This window comes from Mycobacterium attenuatum, from assembly GCF_900566085.1.
In the GTDB taxonomy this organism is placed as follows: Bacteria; Actinomycetota; Actinomycetes; order Mycobacteriales; family Mycobacteriaceae; genus Mycobacterium; species Mycobacterium attenuatum.
The window spans coordinates 1-17000 of record NZ_UPHT01000063.1 but is presented as its reverse complement, the minus strand read 5'-3'; the positions used below and the strand labels follow the sequence as shown (position 1 = coordinate 17000).

Sequence of the window (17000 nt, the reverse complement as noted above, 5' to 3'; positions counted from 1 at the left end):
TCCGCATCGTCGCCGCCGCAGTTCACGGTTGCCTGGCCCATTCGGTGGCCAGCAGCCGACGGGTGTCACGCAGCAACTGCGGAATCACCTTCGAGCCGCCGATGATGGTGATGAAGTTCGCGTCGCCGCCCCACCGCGGCACCACGTGCACGTGCAAATGCTCGGCCAGCGAGCCGCCCGCCGAGGTCCCAAGGTTCAGCCCGACGTTGAAGCCGTGCGGTCGTGACACCGTCTTGATGACGCGAATCGCCTTCTGGGTGAACACCATCAGCTCCGCGCTTTCCCGCTCCGTCAGATCCTCCAGCTCCGAAACCCGCCGATAGGGCACCACCATCAAGTGTCCCGGGTTGTACGGATAGAGGTTGAGCACGGCGTAGACCAGTTCACCGCGCGCAACCACCAGACCTTCCTCGTCGGACAGCAACGGGATATCGGTGAACGGCTGCGCGCGCTCCGACTCGGGGCGCTTCATCGGTGCTTCGGCGAGGTAGTTCATCCGGTACGGCGTCCACAGCCGCTCCAGGTGGTCGCGCTCGCCCACACCCCGGTCCAAGATGGTGCTGTCCTCGAGGTCAGCGCGCCGCTCGTCACTCACCGCCGTCTACTTTCACCAAATCTGCTGTTGGAGCGGCGTTTTCGCGAGCGGCGATCCATGCCACGATGGCCGCCACCGCGGCGTCCCGGGGTACGCCGTTAAGCTGCGTGCGGTCACCGAACCGGAAGCTGATCGCGTCGGCCTGCACGTCGCGGTCACCGGCCAGCAGCATGAACGGCACCTTCTGATTGGTGTGGTGCACGATCTTCTTGGCCATCCGGTCGTCGCTGGTGTCGACATCCGCCCTTATTCCATGCGACTTCAGTTGTGCCGCAACCTCTTCCAGGTAGCGCACATGCTCGTCGGCGACCGGGATACCGACCACCTGGACCGGCGCCAGCCATGCCGGGAACGCGCCCGCGTAGTGCTCGGTGAGGATCCCGAAGAACCGCTCGATGGACCCGAACAGCGCGCGGTGAATCATGACGGGGCGGTCCCGCGCGCCATCGCTGGCCGTGTACTCCAGCTCGAAGCGCTCCGGGAAGTTGAAGTCCAGCTGGATGGTCGACATCTGCCAGGTACGGCCCAGCGCGTCTTTGACCTGCACCGAGATCTTAGGTCCGTAGAACGCGGCGCCGCCGGGATCCGGCACCAGTTGGAGCCCGGATTCGGCACCCACCTCGGCCAGCACGTTGGTGGCTTCCTCCCAGACCTCGTCGGAGCCGACGAACTTTTCCGGATCCTTGGTGGACAGCTCCAGATAGAAGTCGGTCAGACCGTAGTCACCCAGCAGGTCCAGGATGAACCGCAGCAGCGAGCGCAGTTCGTCGCGCATCTGGTCGCGAGTGCAGAAGATGTGGGCGTCGTCCATGGTCAGGCCGCGCACCCTGGTCAACCCGTGCACCACGCCGGACTTCTCGTAGCGGTAGACCGTGCCGAACTCGAAGAGCCGCAACGGCAATTCGCGATAGGAGCGCCCACGAGCCCGGAAGATCAGGCAGTGCATCGGGCAGTTCATCGGCTTGAGGTAGTAGTCCTGGCCGGGTTTGCGCACCGAGCCGTCCGCGTTGTGTTCCGCGTCGATATGCATCGGCGGGAACATGCCGTCGGCGTACCAGTCCAGGTGCCCCGAGGTGTGGAACAGCTGGGCCTTGGTGATGTGCGGGCTGTTGACGAATTGGTAGCCGGCCTCGGTGTGCTTGCGCCGCGAGTAGTCCTCCAGTTCACGACGCACGATCCCCCCCTTGGGGTGGAATACGGCTAGGCCGGAACCGATTTCGTCGGGGAAGCTGAACAGGTCCAGCTCGACGCCCAGCTTGCGGTGATCGCGGCGCTGCGCCTCTTCGATGAGTTCCAGGTGGCGGTCGAGCGCCTCCTGCGACTCCCACGCGGTACCGTAAATCCGTTGCAGGCTGGCGTTTTTCTGGTCACCGCGCCAGTAGGCCGCCGAACTGCGGGTCAGCTTGAAGGCCGGGATGTGTTTGGTGGTCGGAATGTGCGGCCCGCGGCACAGATCGCCCCAGACCCGTTGCCGGGTACGGGGATTGAGGTTGTCGTAGGCGGTGAGCTCGTCGCCCCCGACCTCCATGACGTCCGGGTCGCCGGATTTGTCGTCGACGAGTTCGAGCTTGTAGGGCTCGTTGGCCAGCTCGGCGCGGGCCTGCTCCTTGGAGGCATAGACCCGCCGGTCGAATAGCTGCCCCTCCTTGACGATCTGACGCATCCGCTTTTCCAGCGCCGCCAGGTCCTCCGGAGTGAACGGCTCGGCCACGTCGAAGTCGTAGTAGAAGCCGTCGGTGATGGGCGGGCCGATGCCCAGTTTCGCGTGCGGGAACAGCTCCTGGACGGCCTGAGCCAGGACATGGGCGGTCGAATGCCGGATGACGCTGCGGCCTTCCTCGGTATTGGCCGGTACCGGTATGACCTCGACGTCGGCATCGGGCACCCAGTTCAGGTCGCGCAGGTTGCCTTCGGCATCGCGCACCACGACGATCGCGTCAGGCGTGCCGCGCCTGGGCAACCCCGCCTCGCCGACCGCGGCGGCCGCGGGGGTCCCGGCAGGAACCGGGATCGCGTCTCCCGGGCGCCGCGGGTCGCCGCCGTCATCTCCGGGGACGGGGTGTACGGGGGCGCTCATCGGGTTGGTCTCCAAGGATGTGGCAGGTTCGAGGCGTGTCGGAACGATCGCGACCATGCTATCGGTGCCGACCTTGGCGGCCCCACACCGACGGGCGCGCGGAGGGGTCGTCCGCCGTATTTCGCAGGGGCCGTCGCGTCAGGCCGCGCGCTGCTGGGTCAGATCGCTGCGGTCCGCTCGGTCAGCGTACGTGCGCAGCAGCTGCCCCATGGGCTCATGCCTCCGGCCGCGACGTGTCATCGCGCGAATCTTGTCGCGCAGCTTGACCGAGGTGAAGCGGTTGTTCTCGCCGTCGTAAAAGAATTCCAGGATGCGCACCGGGAAATATCCCGACAACAGGATCGCAATAGTCACCAGTGCGATGCGGCTGGTGACATTATGCGCTTTCGTCGTCCTGATATAGCGGGTGGCGTATCGATAGAAATCGCGTGTTGAGCACGCGACGCGCCGCCCCGACATGCCGGCAACCAGTGCGGGCTCGTAATCGATGCGGAAATTGTTTTTGAACAGCGTTACCGCAAGGTCGACATCTTCGTGCAGCTGATCTTCGAGATCCAATCGGGTGAGGTGACGGACGGCCCGCCACGCCGAGGTACGAATTGCCATGTTCGCGCCCAGAAGAAACCGTTGATCTGTCGAGTTCCGGTGCAGCCAGCCACGGACCCGGCGGTCCAGCCGGAAAACCGGTCCCTGCAGGGGCATATCGTAATACCAGACCGGACCCGTCACCGCGTCGAGGCCCGGGTCCCGAAACCGCCGCCGGATCGTCGCCACCCAGTCGTCCGAAATGATGGAATCGGCATCGATTCGTCCGATGACGGCGCTGCGCACATTGTCGAATCCGCAGTTGCGGGTGGGAGCGATGCCTTGATACTCATTCTGGGCAAGTAGGCGTATGCGAATGTGCGGGTGGTCGAGCTGGAACCGCCGCACTATCGACTTGGTGCGGTCTGTCGACCTGTTGTTGACGACAATTATTTCGTCCGGAGGAGATGTTTGGCGCAGGCACGATTCGAGGCACTTGCCGATAAACCCCTCCTCGTTATAGGCAGGGATGACGATCGCTACCGTTGGAGCCGGCCCACCGGCGGACTGACGGAGACGGCTTGCCGCCAACAAGATGTCGATCATGTCCCAACCCAACACTTGTATTGCCGACGCCCAGCGCGGTGCGAAGCAGATACCCGACGAGAAATGGATCAGCGAGCGGCCATCGATCACTTAAATACGATATTGTACACCTGTGCAATGATTCGTCAAGACAATTATTGGCTAATGCAATTCAGTGGCCGGCTTGGGTCCGGATACCGCCAGCGTGCCGCGCCGCCTCAGGGCTGGCCGGGCTTGAGTCGCACAAACAATGCGTCGGCCTCGGTCAACAGGGTGTCGCCATCTGTCAGCCGGCCGGAGACGAAGAGTTTGCGCCCATCGACGCGGTCCACCCCAGCCTCGATCTGCAGTTCTTTTTCGACGGGCACGACATTGCGATAGTTGATCGTCAGGTAGGCCGTGCGCTGTCGGGTGCTGCCGGTGAGCACCGACGCCGTCAATCCCAGCACCGTGTCGAACAGCAGCCCGAGCGCCCCGCCATGCACGGCGCCGTTGCGGCCCAGGTGAAACCGGGCGAACCGAGCCCAGCCGTGGATCCGGCCGTCCGCTGCCTTGCGGGCCGACATAGGGACGGTCAGGATATTGCCGCGGACGGGCAGATCCATCCGCCGGCCCGACGGCGAGTGCCATTCGTCGGTGTCGAACGGCGTCAGCAGCGCCGATACCTTCTCCAGCAGATCGGCGGCCTCGGTGATCACGTCGTCGGGCGCGTCGGCGGCCCGGGCATGGTCTTGCAGCTTGCGCACCGCGTCGATGAACCGGCCGTAGTCGGGTCCGCCCTTGGTGGTCGGCTCGGGAGGATTGAATCCCCCGCCCGGGTGTCGCTCATGATCACCTGCCACCACCACACCGTATTTGGTCGCCCCTAGGTATGCGGTATGCGCCAGCCCGCGCAGGGTGAACACACCGCCGAATACGAACGGCACCGCCGGCGGGGGCACTGCGGACACCGCTCGCCATCTGAGCCGTCAGCCCCGTGCCCATTGGCGCCGAACCCGCGTGTTGACCGTGAAGGTGCCGCGCTGACAGCGGCCGCTGGGCAGCCGGCCGGCCGTGGCTCAACCCGGTTGGCCCGACAGGCCCTCAGCACCGATGCTGCCGTCGGCGCCATCGGCCCCGTTGTGGGTCGTGCCGGTCCCGCCCGTACCGCCGGTTCCCAGCCCGCCGCCGCTGCCACCGGCGCCACCAGCACCGCCATTGGCAGCGGGGCCGTTGACACCGGCCTGGCCAACCAGCACACCTCCCAGACTGCCGAGTCCGCCGGCACCGGTGCCGCCGCCGTTGCCTCCGGTGCCGCCCGCGCCGCCGTCGCCGCCCGGGCCTCCGTGCCCGCCCCTGCCGATAGCGCCATTGCCTGTGGTGACACCGGCGCCGTCGCCGCCATTACCACCGACACCTCCATGACCGCCGGTCCCCCCGGCGCCGCCCTCGCCGCCGATCCCGGCGATGCCGCCGTCGCCGAACAGCAGCCCACTGCGACCACCGTTGCCACCCGAGCCGCCGAAGCCACCGGTACCTCCGGCGGCGCCAGTGCCGCCCCCGCCGGCCAAGCCACCACTACCGCCGCTGGCGGCTTCGTCAGCGAAGCTTCGAGCCAGTCCGCCACCGCCGCCGGCACCGCCGGCGCCGCCCGCGGCAATGCCAATGGTCCCGTTGCCGCCGTCGCCCCCCAACGCGCCACCGGAGGCGGTGATGGCATCCCCTCCCAAACCGCCGGCGCCGCCGATTCCACCGACACCACCGGTGCCACCGTGGCCGCCGAAGGCGTTTCCAGCGCCTCCGAAAACGAGCCCGAGTCCGCCGCTGCCGCCCGTGCCACCGACAGCGGCAAACGCGCCATCCGCGCCCGATTGGCCGTTCCCACCGACCACGTCGCCGCTAGCATTAACCAGCAAGTCCGGGGTGCCGTTGGCGCCTTTGCCGGCTATGCCGTTGATGGCCGGGTTGACGCCGTGAGCCCCGGTGAAGCCGGCGCCGCCCTGGCCGCCGGCGCCGCCGTCGCCGAATAGGGTGGCGTTGCCGCCCGTACCGCCCTGGCCGGCGGAGCCACCGTTGATATTTGGCACCGCGGCGCCGCCCATCCCGCCGGCGCCGCCATTGCCGACCAACCAGCCGCCCGTGCCGCCGTTGCCGCCACCCGCTCCAGCCCCGCCTTTTGCGCCGACACCACCGTTGCCGATCAGCCCCGCGCTGCCCCCGTTGCCGCCGGCCTGTCCTGGCAGACCGTTCCCGCCATTTCCGCCGTTGCCGTACAACCAGCCTCCCGGGCCGCCTGCCTGCCCAGGCCCGCCATTGGCGCCGTCACCGATGAGCGGCCGGCCCAGCAGCGCTTGGGTCGGTGTATTGACGGCGCCCAGGACGCCCTGCTGCAGGCTCTGCGCGGAGATTCGTTGGCAGCTTCCGCGTTGGCATACGCACCAGCTGCGGCACTCAAGGCCTGCACCAGCCTCGCATGAAAGGCAACCGCCTGTGCACTGGCGGCCTGATAAGCCCCAGCGTGCCCTTCGAACAGCGCCGCAATGGCCGCCGACACCTCATCGGCCCCCGCAGCCAGCAATGCCGTCGTCGGGCCGGCCGCTGCCACGTTGGCCGCACGCAGCGCCGCGCCGATACCCTGCAGGTCCGTTGCCGCCGCGACAACAGTTTCCGGTGTTGCTATGACAAACGACATCCCAGCCTCCGCTGATTCGGCACATTGGCCTGGGGATGCTACGCCGAAAGTCCTGACCTCAACTCGACTTTCTTAAACGTTCTAATAGCACTCAACGGAATTCGGTCGTCGAGCCGGTCTATCTCGCCCTTGCTTACGGCCGAACGCCTTGCGCAGCCCGTGTCAGGCGTTCTGCTCGCCGATGGCCGCCAGCAGCTCGAGTTCTTGTTCAGTGAGCGTGATTTCGGCCGCGGCGACGTTTTCCTCTAGGTGCGCGACGCTCGAGGTGCCCGGAATCGGCACCATCACCGGGGAGCGCTGCAGCAGCCAGGCCAGCGCCAGCTGCGACGGCGTCGCATCGTGCTCGGCGGCGAGGTGCCGCAGCGGACCGTCCGCGGAGGCCAGCGGGCCGGACCCGAGCGGAAACCACGGAATAAACCCGATGCCCTGGCTGGCGCAGGCCTCCAGCAGTGGTCCGGCACCCTGCGAGGCCAGGTTGTACATGTTCTGCACCGACACGATGTCGGTGATCTGCTGGGCCGCTTGCAGTTGGTCCACGTCGATCTCGGACAGCCCGATATGGCGGATCTTGCCTTCATTTTTTAACTCGAGCAGTTCGCCAACTTGCTCTTCCAGCGGGACGTGGCGGTCGATGCGATGCAGTTGGAAAAGGTCGATGGTCTCGACGCCGAGGCGCCGCAGGCTCATCTCGCACTCCTGGCGCAGATAGCTCGGGTTCCCGAGGGGGATCCACACATTGGGGCCGGTGCGCAGCAGCCCCGCCTTGGTGGCGATCACCAATCCGTCGTAGGGATGCAACGCCTCATGGATGATCTCCTCGGAGACATAGGGGCCGTAGGAATCGGCGGTGTCGATGAAATTCACGCCGAGTTCGACGGCCCGCCGCAACACCCGAACACACTCCTCGCGGTCGGCCGGCGGACCCCACACGCCTTCACCGGTCAGGCGCATCGCACCGAAGCCGAGCCGGTTGACCGTCAAGTCACCGCCGAATGTGAATGTGCCGGATGCTGCTGCCAAGGCTTTCGAGGTCTGTGTGGTCACTATTCCGACCGTACGCCGCCACCCCGGCCGCGCAATGTGGCGTGGCAAGCTGGTTGAGTGGACCTGGATGCGCTCGCCGACCTTCAGCTGACCTATCCCGAAGTGGGCGCGACCGCGGCCGCGCAGCTGCCACCGGGCTATGGCCACCTCAGCATGTCCGCCCAGATCGGTTCTGGCCGTGCGCGTTTCGAGCAAGCTGCCGACGCCGTCATGCGCTGGGGCATGCAGCGCGGAGCCGGCCTGGGGGTTGCGGCGAGTTCCGACGTCGCGGTGGTTTCGGCCATCGTGGTGGTCAGGCTGATGGGTCTGATGCGCGCGCCCTGTCGCGTGGTGTACGTCATCGACGAACCCGACAACCGCGGATTCGCCTACGGAACGCTGCCGGGTCACCCGGAGTCCGGTGAGGAACGGTTCGCCGTGCGCTACGACGCGAGCACCTCCGCGGTATACGCGGAGGTGTCGGCGTTCTCCCGGCCCGCGACCTGGTGGAGCAAGCTCGGCGGCCCGGTCGTTTCGGTGGCCCAGCGCATCATCGCGAAGCGCTACCTGCGCGGGGTTTGACGGACCGGGCCCCTCAACGACGCCCGATGCTGCCCCGGTGCACGCCCTCGGCCAGCCGCGCCAGGGCGACAGCGCCGGCCAGCAAGCCGAAGTCGCGCAGTGCCACGTCGTAGAACCCGGGACCGGTGACCAGATCGAGAATGATCCCGGCCAGCCAGGCCGCCACCACCCAGGCACCAAACCGCGGTACCACCGCAACCAGCACCCCGGCCGCGATCTCGATCACACCCACCAGGTACATGCACTGGTCGGCGGTGCCCGGAACCAGGTTGTCGATCCACCCGGCCAGGTACATGCTCCAGTGATGCGGGTGGGTCAGCAGATTGAAGAACTTGTCCAGCCCGAACACGATCGGCGCCACCGTGAACACGGTGCGAAGCAGCAGGTACGCCGAATATGACGGATCTTTCACCTGGTCGGCGAAGGACGGTGCGACACCGGCGGATTGGTGGACGTGTCTGGTACTCATGACCCCTCCATTTCTATAGTATAATATTTTGGACGTTAGAACGTGTAAACTGTAGCGTCAAGTGTTTTCTCTCTTAGAAGCGGGGCAGGTGACGGACTCACTCGAGCGCAACGCCGCCGGGATCGGGGCACTGGCCGACCCGGTGCGTCATCGGCTCTACGAGTACGTGTGCTCACAACCAGGGCCGGTGAGCCGCGACCAGGCGGCCGACACTCTCGGAATCGCCCACCACCAGGCCAAATTCCACCTCGACCGGCTCACCGCCGAAGGCCTGCTGGAGACCGACTACGCACGTGTGACGGGTCGCTCCGGCCCCGGTGCGGGCCGGACCGCCAAGCGGTACCGCAGGGCCGGGCGCGATATCGCGGTCAGCCTTCCGCAGCGGGAGTACGAGCTGGCCGGGCGGCTGATGGCCGCGGCCATCGCCCGCTCGGCCAGCACCGGGGAGCCCGCCGCCGAGGTGCTCAACCAACTCGCCCACGACTACGGCCATACCATCGGCAACGGCGTCGCCAAGCCCGTCGATGCCGCAGCGGCGCTCGAGGTGGCGTTGGCAGTGCTGCGCAAGCACGGCTATGAACCCCGTCGTACCAACGGGGAAGTCGAGCTGGCGAACTGCCCGTTCCACGCACTGGCCCAGCAGGAGACGCAACTGGCGTGCTCCATGAATCATGCGCTGATCACCGGGGTGGCCGACGCGCTGGCGCCGCACGGGCCCGACGCCCGGCTGGACCCCCGGCCGCAACGGTGTTGCGTCGTGCTCAAGGGCCGAGCGTCATGCCCCCCAGCGGGTTAGCAAACTTCGGGCACCCGAGCACATGTTCGCAATGACCTCACCCGCGGACGCGTCGTCACCGATCATCCCGACGCCCTGCCCCGCGTCGACTGGAGCCACTCGCAGGTCTTCGGCGGCAATCGCGGCGGTCAGCTCACGGCGGGCAGCCGGGTCAGCCGCCAGCTCGTTCTCCCGCTCCGTCCAGCGCTCGACGAAGTCGTTGGACAGTACCCGCGACGGGTAGCGCCGGGGCCAGGCCAGGCCGGCGGCCACGTCGAAAACCCGGGTGACCCGGGTTTCGGTTCCCCGGGCCGCGATCAGCGCCCGGCGGGTGCTCTCACCGGTCAGCGCCTCGGGGCACGCCGCCAGACGGGTGCCCACCCAGGCCCCGCCGGCACCGGCAGCCAGCACCGCGGCCAGGCTCCGGGCCGAGGCGACGCCACCGCCGGCCAGCACCGGCACGGACACGGCTTCTAGGACGGCGTCCAGCAACGGCAGCGTGCCCAGCCGTACCTCGCCGTGACCGCCCCCCTCGGCCCCGCGCGCGACCACGATGTCCACCCCCGCGTCGACCGCCCGACGAGCCCCTGCGCCGTCGTAAACCTGTGTGGCCGTGGCGATTCCGGCATCGCGCGCCTTGACCACCCAGGACCAGTCGGTGCCGAAGCTGACCGATAACAATACGGGCTCTGCGGCCAGGGCGTCCTCGAGCAGGCCAACCTCACGTCGCATGACCCAGTCCACCAGGCCGATCCCGAACCTGCCGGCCACCTGCCGCAGCTGTTCGGCCAGCGAAGCCCGGGTCGCCGTGCTGCCCATGCCGATCATGCCCAGGCCGCCAGCCGCGGTGACCGCGGCGGCGAGTCGACCGCCGGCAACTCCGCCCATGGGTGCGTTGACGATCGGCACCTGCAGGCCGAAGCCCCGCGACCAGGGTGTGGAAAGCACGCTTAGTGCGCGCCGGGCTGGTCTTTCAGCACGGTCAGCATGACCACCGAATCCTGCACCGCGTGCAGGGCGTGCCGGGTCCGCGGAATCGCGACGTAGTCGCCGGTTTTGCCGTCCCAGGTGTCGTCGGCGGCGGTGAGGCGCACGTGGCCCTGCAGCACCTGCAGCGTCGCCTCCCCCGGGCTGTCGTGTTCGGACAGGTCGTGGTCGGCAAGCAGCGCCAGCACGGTTTGCCGCAGTTCGTGGGTGTGCCCGCCGTGGATGGTGTGCGCCGCCCGTCCGCTGTGGGACTGCTTGGCCTCGGCCAGCTTTTCGGCCGCCAGCTCGGTCAGCGAGATGGATTCCATCGATGAGTCCTTTCAGCCGTTCAGTAGGAGTATCCCTGCCACCACCAGGGCAACGACCTTGACCACCTCAAAACCCACGTACACGTAGTGTGCCCGGGACCGAGGCCCTTCCTGCCCCGCCAGGACCTGGTCGGAACGGCGGGCCAGCCGGGGACGGACCGCGATCACCTGCAGGGCCAGCGCGGCCAGCGCGACTCCGAGCGCCGCACTGACGCGCACCGGCGTGGGCCCGGCCACGACCAGCGCCAGCAGGACCAGCGCGAATCCCACCTCGATGGTGTTGAGCGCGCGAAAGACCAGGCGGCCGATACCGAGGCCGATCTGCAGCGTGACATTGGGCGCGCGGAACTTCAGCGGAGCTTCCACAAACGAGATGGCCAGCACCATGCCGAGCCACACGAAGGTAATGGCAACCTCGATCGCCGGCCCGGTGCTCACCTGGCGGCTCCTTTCAGCGAGAGGTGGGCCAGACACAGGTCCGGTTCGGCGAACGCGTCGAGCCGCTCCACGCTGACTGGCGCCGCCCATGTTTCCAGAGCGCCTTGCATGAGCCCGAGGTGGATCGGACAGACGACGCTAGATCGCGTTTCGGCGACCTCCAGAAACGGGCAGTGGCGCAGGCCCAGCTGTTGCTGCCCGTCCGACACCCGTCGCTCCGGGGCGAACCCCAGCTGGTCGAGCACTCCCACCAGGTGCTCGATCGACCCCTCGGCGTTGCTGTCGGTTGTCGGTGCTTCCAGCCGCTGGCCCCAGGCGCGTCCGGCGGCCAGCGCCTTCGCGTGTGAATCAGGTTCGGCGGCAAGGCCGTTGGAAAGGATCTCGGCGAGCAGCCGATAGTGCCGCGCGCCGCCACGGTCCATTTGCCGGACTGCGGAGAACATCTGCGGCGGCCGTCCCGGGCCGCGCGGGCCGGACTCGACGCGCTGCACCTGGCCGTCGGCGACCAGGGCATCGAGGTGGAACCGGACGGTATTCGGATGCACTTCCAGCGCGTCGGCAATCGCAACGATGCTCATCGGGACGCGTGATGCCCGCAATACCCGCAGCACCGCGCGACGGCGCCCCGTCGGCTCCTGGACTGATCTGGCGATATCACTCACCTCCGGAATCGTCGGCTCTTGGCTCGGCGGCCACCAGAGGCGTATCAACCCCCAGAGGCCCAATCTTGGCAGCTCCCCCGGGCGAACCCAGCGGTTCGCCGCGACCCGGCAGGGTCTGGGCGAAGAACGCCGCATTGTCGGCGCGGTAGCGTTGCAGCTCGGCCGGCAGGTCGTCTTGGTAGTAAATGGCCTCTACCGGACATACCGGCTCGCAGGCGCCGCAGTCCACACATTCGTCCGGGTGGATGTAGAGCGCCCGGCCGCCCTCGTAAATGCAATCGACCGGGCACTCCTCAACACAGGCGCGATCCATCACGTCGATGCACGGCTTTCCGATCACGTATGTCATGCGCTAAAGTTTACACAAATACACTTGTAAAAACTATCTGAGGCGGGAAACCCTATGCCCGACAATGAACTTGACGTACGCCGACTACGTAAACCGGACAAGCATCCAGCGATTTTCGCCAGCTACGCCGCGCTGCCCACCGGCGGGTCGTTCGTTTTGGTCAACAACCACGACCCCAAACACCTGCGCGCCGAGTTCGACACCGAACACCCCGGCGGCTACGGGTGGGAATACGTCGAAAAGGGCCCCGAGGTGTGGCGTATACGGATCAGCAAGCTGACCACCACGCCGCTGCCCCGGATCCTGGCCGACACCAACGACACTGCCGTACCCCCCGGCGTCACCGGCGCAGCGTGGACATTGGAAGTCCGGGACCGCGATCTGGACGCCAACATCGTCGCCGTCCCGCCCGGCGGCGGAATCGGCATGCATACTGGACCCGATCTCGACGTCTTGATCCACGTGCTGTCCGGCAGCGGCCGGCTGACCACCGAGGAGGGCATCATCAACCTGCACCCGGGCGCACTGCTGTGGCTGCCACGCCGCTCGCGCCGGCAGTTCACTGCCGGTCCCGAGGGCTTGCGATATCTCACCGTGCATCGGCGGCGCCAGGCGCTGGCGTTGGAACCGGTCGCCCCCCAGGGCAGTTGATGGCGGACGCAGCAGGAGGATGCGAGCGGCCCCTGCCGCAGTCGAATCGCGACGAGGATCACCTGCAGGGGCACTGGCTGCTGGCCCGGCTGGGTAAGCGGGTGCTCCGGCCCGGCGGCGTGGAGTTGACGCGGACGCTGCTGGCCCGCGCCGACGTCGGAGACGCCGACGTGCTCGAACTGGCGCCGGGGCTGGGCCGTACCGCCGCCGAAATCCTGGTCCGTCACCCGCGGTCGTACGTCGGCGCGGAGGGTGACCCGGATGCTGCCAACCTGGTTCGCGGGGTGCTGCACGATCACGGCAGCCGCGGCGACGTGCGAGTCACCGACGCAGCCGATACCGGATTACCCGATGCCAGCGTCGATGTGGTGATCGGCGAAGCGATGTTGACCATGCAGGGAGACGCGGCCAAGCACGCGATCGTCGCCGAAGCGGCGCGGGTGCTGCGCCCGCGCGGACGCTACGCCATACACGAGCTCGCCCTGACGCCCGACGACGTACCCGAGGACATCAGCACCGAAGTCAGGCAGTCGCTGGCACGGGCGATCAAGGTCAACGCCCGACCGCTCACCGTCGCGGAATGGTCGCAGCTGCTGGCCGGACACGGCCTGGTCGTCGAACACGTCGCGACCGCCCCGATGGCACTGTTGCAGCCGCGACGGCTGATCGCCGACGAAGGCCTGTTCGGTGCACTGCGCTTTGCCAAGAACGTGCTCACCCAGCCGGCCGCGCGTAAGCGAGTGCTGATGATGCGCAACACTTTCCGCAAGCATCGGGAGCGGTTGGCCGCCGTGGCGATCATCGCCTCCAAACCCGCCGCATCGAGCATCTGATCGCTGACAGTCCGGGACTTATGCCCGCACCCTGGTGACAAACGGCCCTGACCCGGCCGGGCGGTCGCCGATAGCGTCGGGCCATGTCATCGCGCAACGCACTGGTGGGAATCGTCGTGGGCATCGACGAGTCACGCGCCGCCCGGCTGGCGGTGCAGTGGGCGGCACGCGATGCCGAGTTGTGAAACATCCCACTGACACTCGTGCATGCCGTGTCGCCCGAAGTGTCGAGCCGGCTGAAGATGCCGATGCCGGCGGGCCTGGCGCGCTGGCAGCAGGATCGGGGAGGCCGACTGGTCGACGAGGCGCTCAAAATGGTCAACGAGGCCGCTCAGGGTGGCGGTCCTGCCGGCGTCCACACCGAGATCTTGGGGTCGCCAGCCGTTCCGGCGCTGGTCGACTTGTCCAAAGACGCAGAAATGGTGGTCACGGGTTGCCTGGGCAGCGGACGATGGCCTGCCCGGCTGCGCGGCTCGGTCAGTTCGGCCGTGCTCCGCTATGCACACTGTCCGGTCGCGATCGTTGCCGACGACGACCCGTCGGCGGCGCAGCGCGGTCAGGCACCGGTGCTGGTGGGCATCGACGGCTCGTCGGCCTCGGAACTGGCGACCGCGTTGGCGTTCGATGAGGCCTCGCGCCGGCGCGTCGGGTTGGTGGGTCCGCATGCCTGGAGCGACATCGACGTCTCGGAATGGCCCGGAATCGGTTGGCCGGCAACATAATCGATGGCAGAGCAGGTGCTGGCCGAACGCTTGGCGGGCTGGCAGGAACAGTATCCCGATGTGGCGGTAACCCGGATTGCCGTGCAGGATCAGCCGGCGCGCCAGCTCGTCGACAAGTCCGGCCAGGCCCAATTGGTGGTGGTCGGCAGCCGCGGCCGTGGCGGATTCGCCGGAATGTCGGTGGGGTCGGTCGGTGAAGCGGTCGCGCAGATGGCACAGGTACCGGTGATCGTGGCACGTGAGTCACCGGCCTGCAGTCGGTTGGTCAATTCAGGCCGGCGGAATCAGCTCCAGCACGTCTCCGATCGCGCCACCCAGCACGGATAGCACTGTCACCGTGGGTTGACCAAGGAAGAAGTTCACTCCCGGATTGATGGACGGAAGATAGGGGTAGGCGTTCGGCGTATAGGACTGCGGCAACAATCCAATATCCACCAACGCGGCCTGGGGTCCTTGCACCGTCCCCAGTGCCAGGTAGGGAATGATGGTGAAGGGGTTGGGCACCGAAAATAGCCCGGCCGGCGTGGGAACGTTGGCATAGCTGAGCCCGGGCCCGTAGGACGAGTAGCCCATGTCGACGAGCACCCGCAGATTAGGCTGGAATATATCGGCGATCGGGGGACCGATAAAGGGGATATCGCGAATCGGCTGCAGCAGCGGCAGATTCTGCGTCAGAATCATGTAGTACTCGGTGTTGCCGGTATAGCCGGGAGACGTCGGCAGCGGTACCGCATTAGCAACCTGTGTGGACGTGAAATCGGGGTATTGGCCGTGTATATAGAACAAACCCATGAATGCGTTGAGGTCCGAGACGACGTTGAGCGGGTACTGCGGAGCATTGGCGATGCCGTCGTATTGGGCCGTGTAAATAGTCGTCGGATAGGGAGTATTCGGCGGCGTGGCACCGTTGAACGGCACATCTAAAATCGGAATGTAGAAGCCTGGCAGGCGCGCGAGGATCCCGCCGTTAGGGTTATTGGGATTAGCTGTCAGAATGAAGGACAGCCGGTCTTGATCCGGCGAGCCCAGCGCCATGAGAGCGCTGATTTCATTGGTGGCCACAGTGGAGCTCTGCGAGTAGCCGAAAACGACGGCACTATTTGCCGGGTCGCTCAGCGTCGTATTAATGGCATTGTTGAGCAGCGTGACGCCCTCGGCAACGGATTGGCCGAACGTCAGTTTGCCCCACGGCCAGAACTGCTCGGGCGTGTACACCGGTTGGGGGATGGCTCCCGGGTAGCTGGGCTGGATGTAGGCGGCGTTGACCCGCGACACGTAGACGGGACCAGGATCCGGGATACCGGTACCGCCCATGATCAGCGCGTAGAGCGGGTCCGCCGAGGCCACCTGTGCCATGGAAGTCGGCGTACCCGCGCTCCCCCCGTCGCCGCCGACCGGTGTCTGACCCAGCAGCGTCCGGATCGGCGCGGTGATCGCCTCGAGCGCGTTCGACGGCCCGGACAGCAGAGTCGCGTTGGCGGCCTCGGCTTGCGCGTAAACGCCGCTCGCACCCGCCAGTGCTTGGGCGAACTGATCGTGAAACACGGCGGCTTGCGCGGCCACTACTTGGTATTCCTGGCCATATGCGCCGAGTAGTTTCGCGATGGCCGTGGACACTTCGTCGCCGGCCGCCGGCAACACGCTGCTTATCAGATCCACCGAAGCCGCGTTGGCGGCGCTGATCGCCGAAGCGGTTCCGGCCACGTCGGTGGCTGCGGTCGCCAACATCTCAGGCACCGCGACCACGTTCGACATTTTCCGACCTCTCCCCACTCTTGCTGCTATTCAGCGCGGCCCGGAGTACCCCGCTGACTTCGGTTCCATGAGCACATCCCAGGCCGTTCCGGCCAGGACGCAGAGCACAGGCAACGGAAGCGGCGTGCATCAATACGAAATGTAGTCGGGCAATGCCGAAGCGTCCGGCATTTGGCAAGCTCAGGTTCAGCTCCAAGCATCGCGCGAGGAACCCTCCTCAGCGGACCCATGCCGATACCACAGGAACCTGATCGTGGACAGCCGACCCGCCGCCCGACAAACCGGACCTCAGTCACCGACGGCGACCTCCCCGGTTGTGCAATGCTGCACGGGTGCAATCGAACCCACACCGGTACCGCAGGCGGCCAGTTGCGGCGACCCTGAGAATTCTTGACACATTGCATCAAACGCGGCCCGGCATCTCGAACCTGATTAATAATCGTTAGATCAATTAACGGCCCCCAACCCAGGAGCCCAAGACACACGAGCAGGACTGGCTGTGACGGCGTCGGTCGTCACGGCGCTGGCCAGCTACGGTTTCCGATGAAGACCCAGTGACCGATTTCGCGATACTGCCGCCCGAGATCAATTCCGCGCGGCTATACGTCGGTGCTGGGCTGGCCCCGATGGCGGAAGCAGCGGCGGCCTGGGAGGGCTTGGCCGCCGAGTTGGATTGGGCCACAACGGCATTTTCGTCGGTGACCTCGGGGCTCGCGGGTTGGTCGTGGCAGGGTGCGGCGTCAGCGGCGATGGCCGAGGCGGCCACGTCTTATTTGGGATGGCTAAGCCTCGATCCACGGATGGATTGGGTTCGTTTCGGGTGTCGAGATGAGGAAAGTGCCTTTTGACCTGGGATGATTGGAGTTTCCAGACAACAATCGTCCAGCTCAAGAAAGGCACTTTCGGTGAGAGTGTGTCACAGGTTCGCGCCCTCGTCGGCGGTGTTCGATGATGACAATCTCGTGTCGTGTGCTGGTTTGGTGCCGGTGATGA

General features: G+C 66.6%; 16 protein-coding genes and 3 pseudogenes. 6 read left to right on the top strand and 13 right to left on the bottom strand.

The genetic code is table 11. The annotated features are described in order from the left end of the window. Positions 1-22 precede the first annotated feature (22 nt). The 6 genes and pseudogenes from EET13_RS11035 to EET13_RS11005 form a co-directional block, all read right to left on the bottom strand. Positions 23-595 (bottom strand): ATP adenylyltransferase, encoded by a 573-nt coding sequence (locus EET13_RS11035; protein ID WP_122442323.1) that lies wholly within the window; start codon positions 593-595, stop codon positions 23-25. Beyond that, positions 588-2672 (bottom strand): threonine--tRNA ligase, encoded by a 2085-nt coding sequence (thrS, locus tag EET13_RS11030; RefSeq protein WP_122442344.1) that lies wholly within the window; start codon positions 2670-2672, stop codon positions 588-590. Before thrS ends, EET13_RS11035 begins: the two co-directional genes overlap by 8 nt. Before the next feature lie 138 nt (positions 2673-2810). Next, positions 2811-3893 carry a glycosyltransferase family 2 protein gene (locus tag EET13_RS11025; protein ID WP_122442322.1) on the bottom strand — a complete coding sequence of 361 codons (1083 nt, stop codon included), beginning with the start codon at positions 3891-3893 and terminating at the stop codon, positions 2811-2813. Positions 3894-4000: 107 nt separating this feature from the next. Continuing rightward, on the bottom strand, positions 4001-4624 hold the full coding sequence (locus EET13_RS11020) for a PaaI family thioesterase (RefSeq protein ID WP_425294238.1): 624 nt from the start codon (positions 4622-4624) through the stop codon (positions 4001-4003). Positions 4625-4840: 216 nt separating this feature from the next. Continuing rightward, positions 4841-6453, bottom strand: a pseudogene (locus tag EET13_RS11015) (PE family protein). A 162-nt stretch (positions 6454-6615) separates the two neighbouring features. Further along, the gene (locus tag EET13_RS11005; RefSeq protein ID WP_122442319.1) at positions 6616-7497 is read right to left on the bottom strand and encodes an aldo/keto reductase; all 882 of its coding nucleotides are present in this window, start codon (positions 7495-7497) and stop codon (positions 6616-6618) included. A gap of 57 nt (positions 7498-7554) precedes the next feature. On the opposite strand from EET13_RS11005, the gene EET13_RS11000 reads away from it, so the two are divergent. Beyond that, positions 7555-8058, top strand: a complete 504-nt coding sequence (locus EET13_RS11000) for a DUF1990 domain-containing protein (RefSeq protein ID WP_122442318.1) — start codon at positions 7555-7557, stop codon at positions 8056-8058. 13 nt (positions 8059-8071) lie between these two features. Here the strand turns inward: EET13_RS11000 and EET13_RS10995 are convergent, their stop codons facing one another. After that, positions 8072-8527: an Rv2617c family stress response/phage resistance protein gene (locus tag EET13_RS10995; protein ID WP_122442317.1), complete on the bottom strand. Its 456-nt coding sequence runs from the start codon at positions 8525-8527 to the stop codon at positions 8072-8074. A gap of 88 nt (positions 8528-8615) precedes the next feature. Between EET13_RS10995 and EET13_RS10990 the strand changes: the two genes are divergently transcribed. After that, positions 8616-9323, top strand: a complete 708-nt coding sequence (locus EET13_RS10990; RefSeq protein WP_211186408.1) for a helix-turn-helix transcriptional regulator — start codon at positions 8616-8618, stop codon at positions 9321-9323. On the opposite strand, the gene EET13_RS10985 is transcribed toward EET13_RS10990, so the two are convergent. From EET13_RS10985 to fdxA, 5 genes are read right to left on the bottom strand one after another with little or no spacing between them, the layout of a single operon-like run. Continuing rightward, the gene (locus EET13_RS10985; RefSeq protein WP_122442316.1) at positions 9303-10250 is read right to left on the bottom strand and encodes an NAD(P)H-dependent flavin oxidoreductase; all 948 of its coding nucleotides are present in this window, start codon (positions 10248-10250) and stop codon (positions 9303-9305) included. The two genes, EET13_RS10990 and EET13_RS10985, sit on opposite strands and share 21 nt — an antisense overlap. A gap of 2 nt (positions 10251-10252) precedes the next feature. Then, complete coding sequence (locus EET13_RS10980; RefSeq protein ID WP_122442315.1) at positions 10253-10597, bottom strand: cupin domain-containing protein; 345 nt, start codon at positions 10595-10597, stop codon at positions 10253-10255. 12 nt (positions 10598-10609) lie between these two features. After that, positions 10610-11035: a hypothetical protein gene (locus tag EET13_RS10975; protein WP_122442314.1), complete on the bottom strand. Its 426-nt coding sequence runs from the start codon at positions 11033-11035 to the stop codon at positions 10610-10612. After that, positions 11032-11706, bottom strand: a complete 675-nt coding sequence (locus tag EET13_RS10970) for a helix-turn-helix transcriptional regulator (RefSeq protein WP_280177870.1) — start codon at positions 11704-11706, stop codon at positions 11032-11034. The genes EET13_RS10975 and EET13_RS10970 overlap by 4 nt, the downstream gene beginning before the upstream one ends. After that, complete coding sequence (fdxA, locus tag EET13_RS10965) at positions 11690-12046, bottom strand: ferredoxin (protein WP_122442312.1); 357 nt, start codon at positions 12044-12046, stop codon at positions 11690-11692. The genes EET13_RS10970 and fdxA overlap by 17 nt, the downstream gene beginning before the upstream one ends. Before the next feature lie 54 nt (positions 12047-12100). Here fdxA and EET13_RS10960 point away from each other — a divergent pair, with 54 nt between their 5' ends. The 3 genes and pseudogenes from EET13_RS10960 to EET13_RS10950 form a co-directional block, all read left to right on the top strand. Continuing rightward, the gene (locus EET13_RS10960) at positions 12101-12697 is read left to right on the top strand and encodes a DUF2249 domain-containing protein (protein ID WP_122442311.1); all 597 of its coding nucleotides are present in this window, start codon (positions 12101-12103) and stop codon (positions 12695-12697) included. Next, positions 12697-13530 (top strand): class I SAM-dependent methyltransferase, encoded by an 834-nt coding sequence (locus EET13_RS10955; protein ID WP_122442310.1) that lies wholly within the window; start codon positions 12697-12699, stop codon positions 13528-13530. The genes EET13_RS10960 and EET13_RS10955 overlap by 1 nt, the downstream gene beginning before the upstream one ends. Before the next feature lie 83 nt (positions 13531-13613). After that, positions 13614-14498: pseudogene (locus EET13_RS10950) on the top strand (universal stress protein); the annotation flags it as partial. Positions 14499-14522: 24 nt separating this feature from the next. Here the strand turns inward: EET13_RS10950 and EET13_RS10945 are convergent. Continuing rightward, the gene (locus EET13_RS10945; RefSeq protein WP_122442309.1) at positions 14523-16007 is read right to left on the bottom strand and encodes a PE family protein; all 1485 of its coding nucleotides are present in this window, start codon (positions 16005-16007) and stop codon (positions 14523-14525) included. Positions 16008-16561: 554 nt separating this feature from the next. Here EET13_RS10945 and EET13_RS10940 point away from each other — a divergent pair. Beyond that, positions 16562-16795, top strand: a pseudogene (locus tag EET13_RS10940) (PPE domain-containing protein); the annotation flags it as partial. Positions 16796-17000: the final 205 nt, after the last annotated feature.

Coding starts and splice junctions, on each gene's coding strand:
- thrS (WP_122442344.1), bottom strand. CDS start 2,672: ATGAGCGCCCCCGTACACCCCGTCCCCGGAGATGACGGCGGCGACCCG.
- EET13_RS10995 (WP_122442317.1), bottom strand. CDS start 8,527: ATGAGTACCAGACACGTCCACCAATCCGCCGGTGTCGCACCGTCCTTC.
- EET13_RS10980 (WP_122442315.1), bottom strand. CDS start 10,597: ATGGAATCCATCTCGCTGACCGAGCTGGCGGCCGAAAAGCTGGCCGAG.
- fdxA (WP_122442312.1), bottom strand. CDS start 12,046: ATGACATACGTGATCGGAAAGCCGTGCATCGACGTGATGGATCGCGCC.
- EET13_RS10960 (WP_122442311.1), top strand. CDS start 12,101: ATGCCCGACAATGAACTTGACGTACGCCGACTACGTAAACCGGACAAG.
- EET13_RS10955 (WP_122442310.1), top strand. CDS start 12,697: ATGGCGGACGCAGCAGGAGGATGCGAGCGGCCCCTGCCGCAGTCGAAT.
- EET13_RS10945 (WP_122442309.1), bottom strand. CDS start 16,007: ATGTCGAACGTGGTCGCGGTGCCTGAGATGTTGGCGACCGCAGCCACC.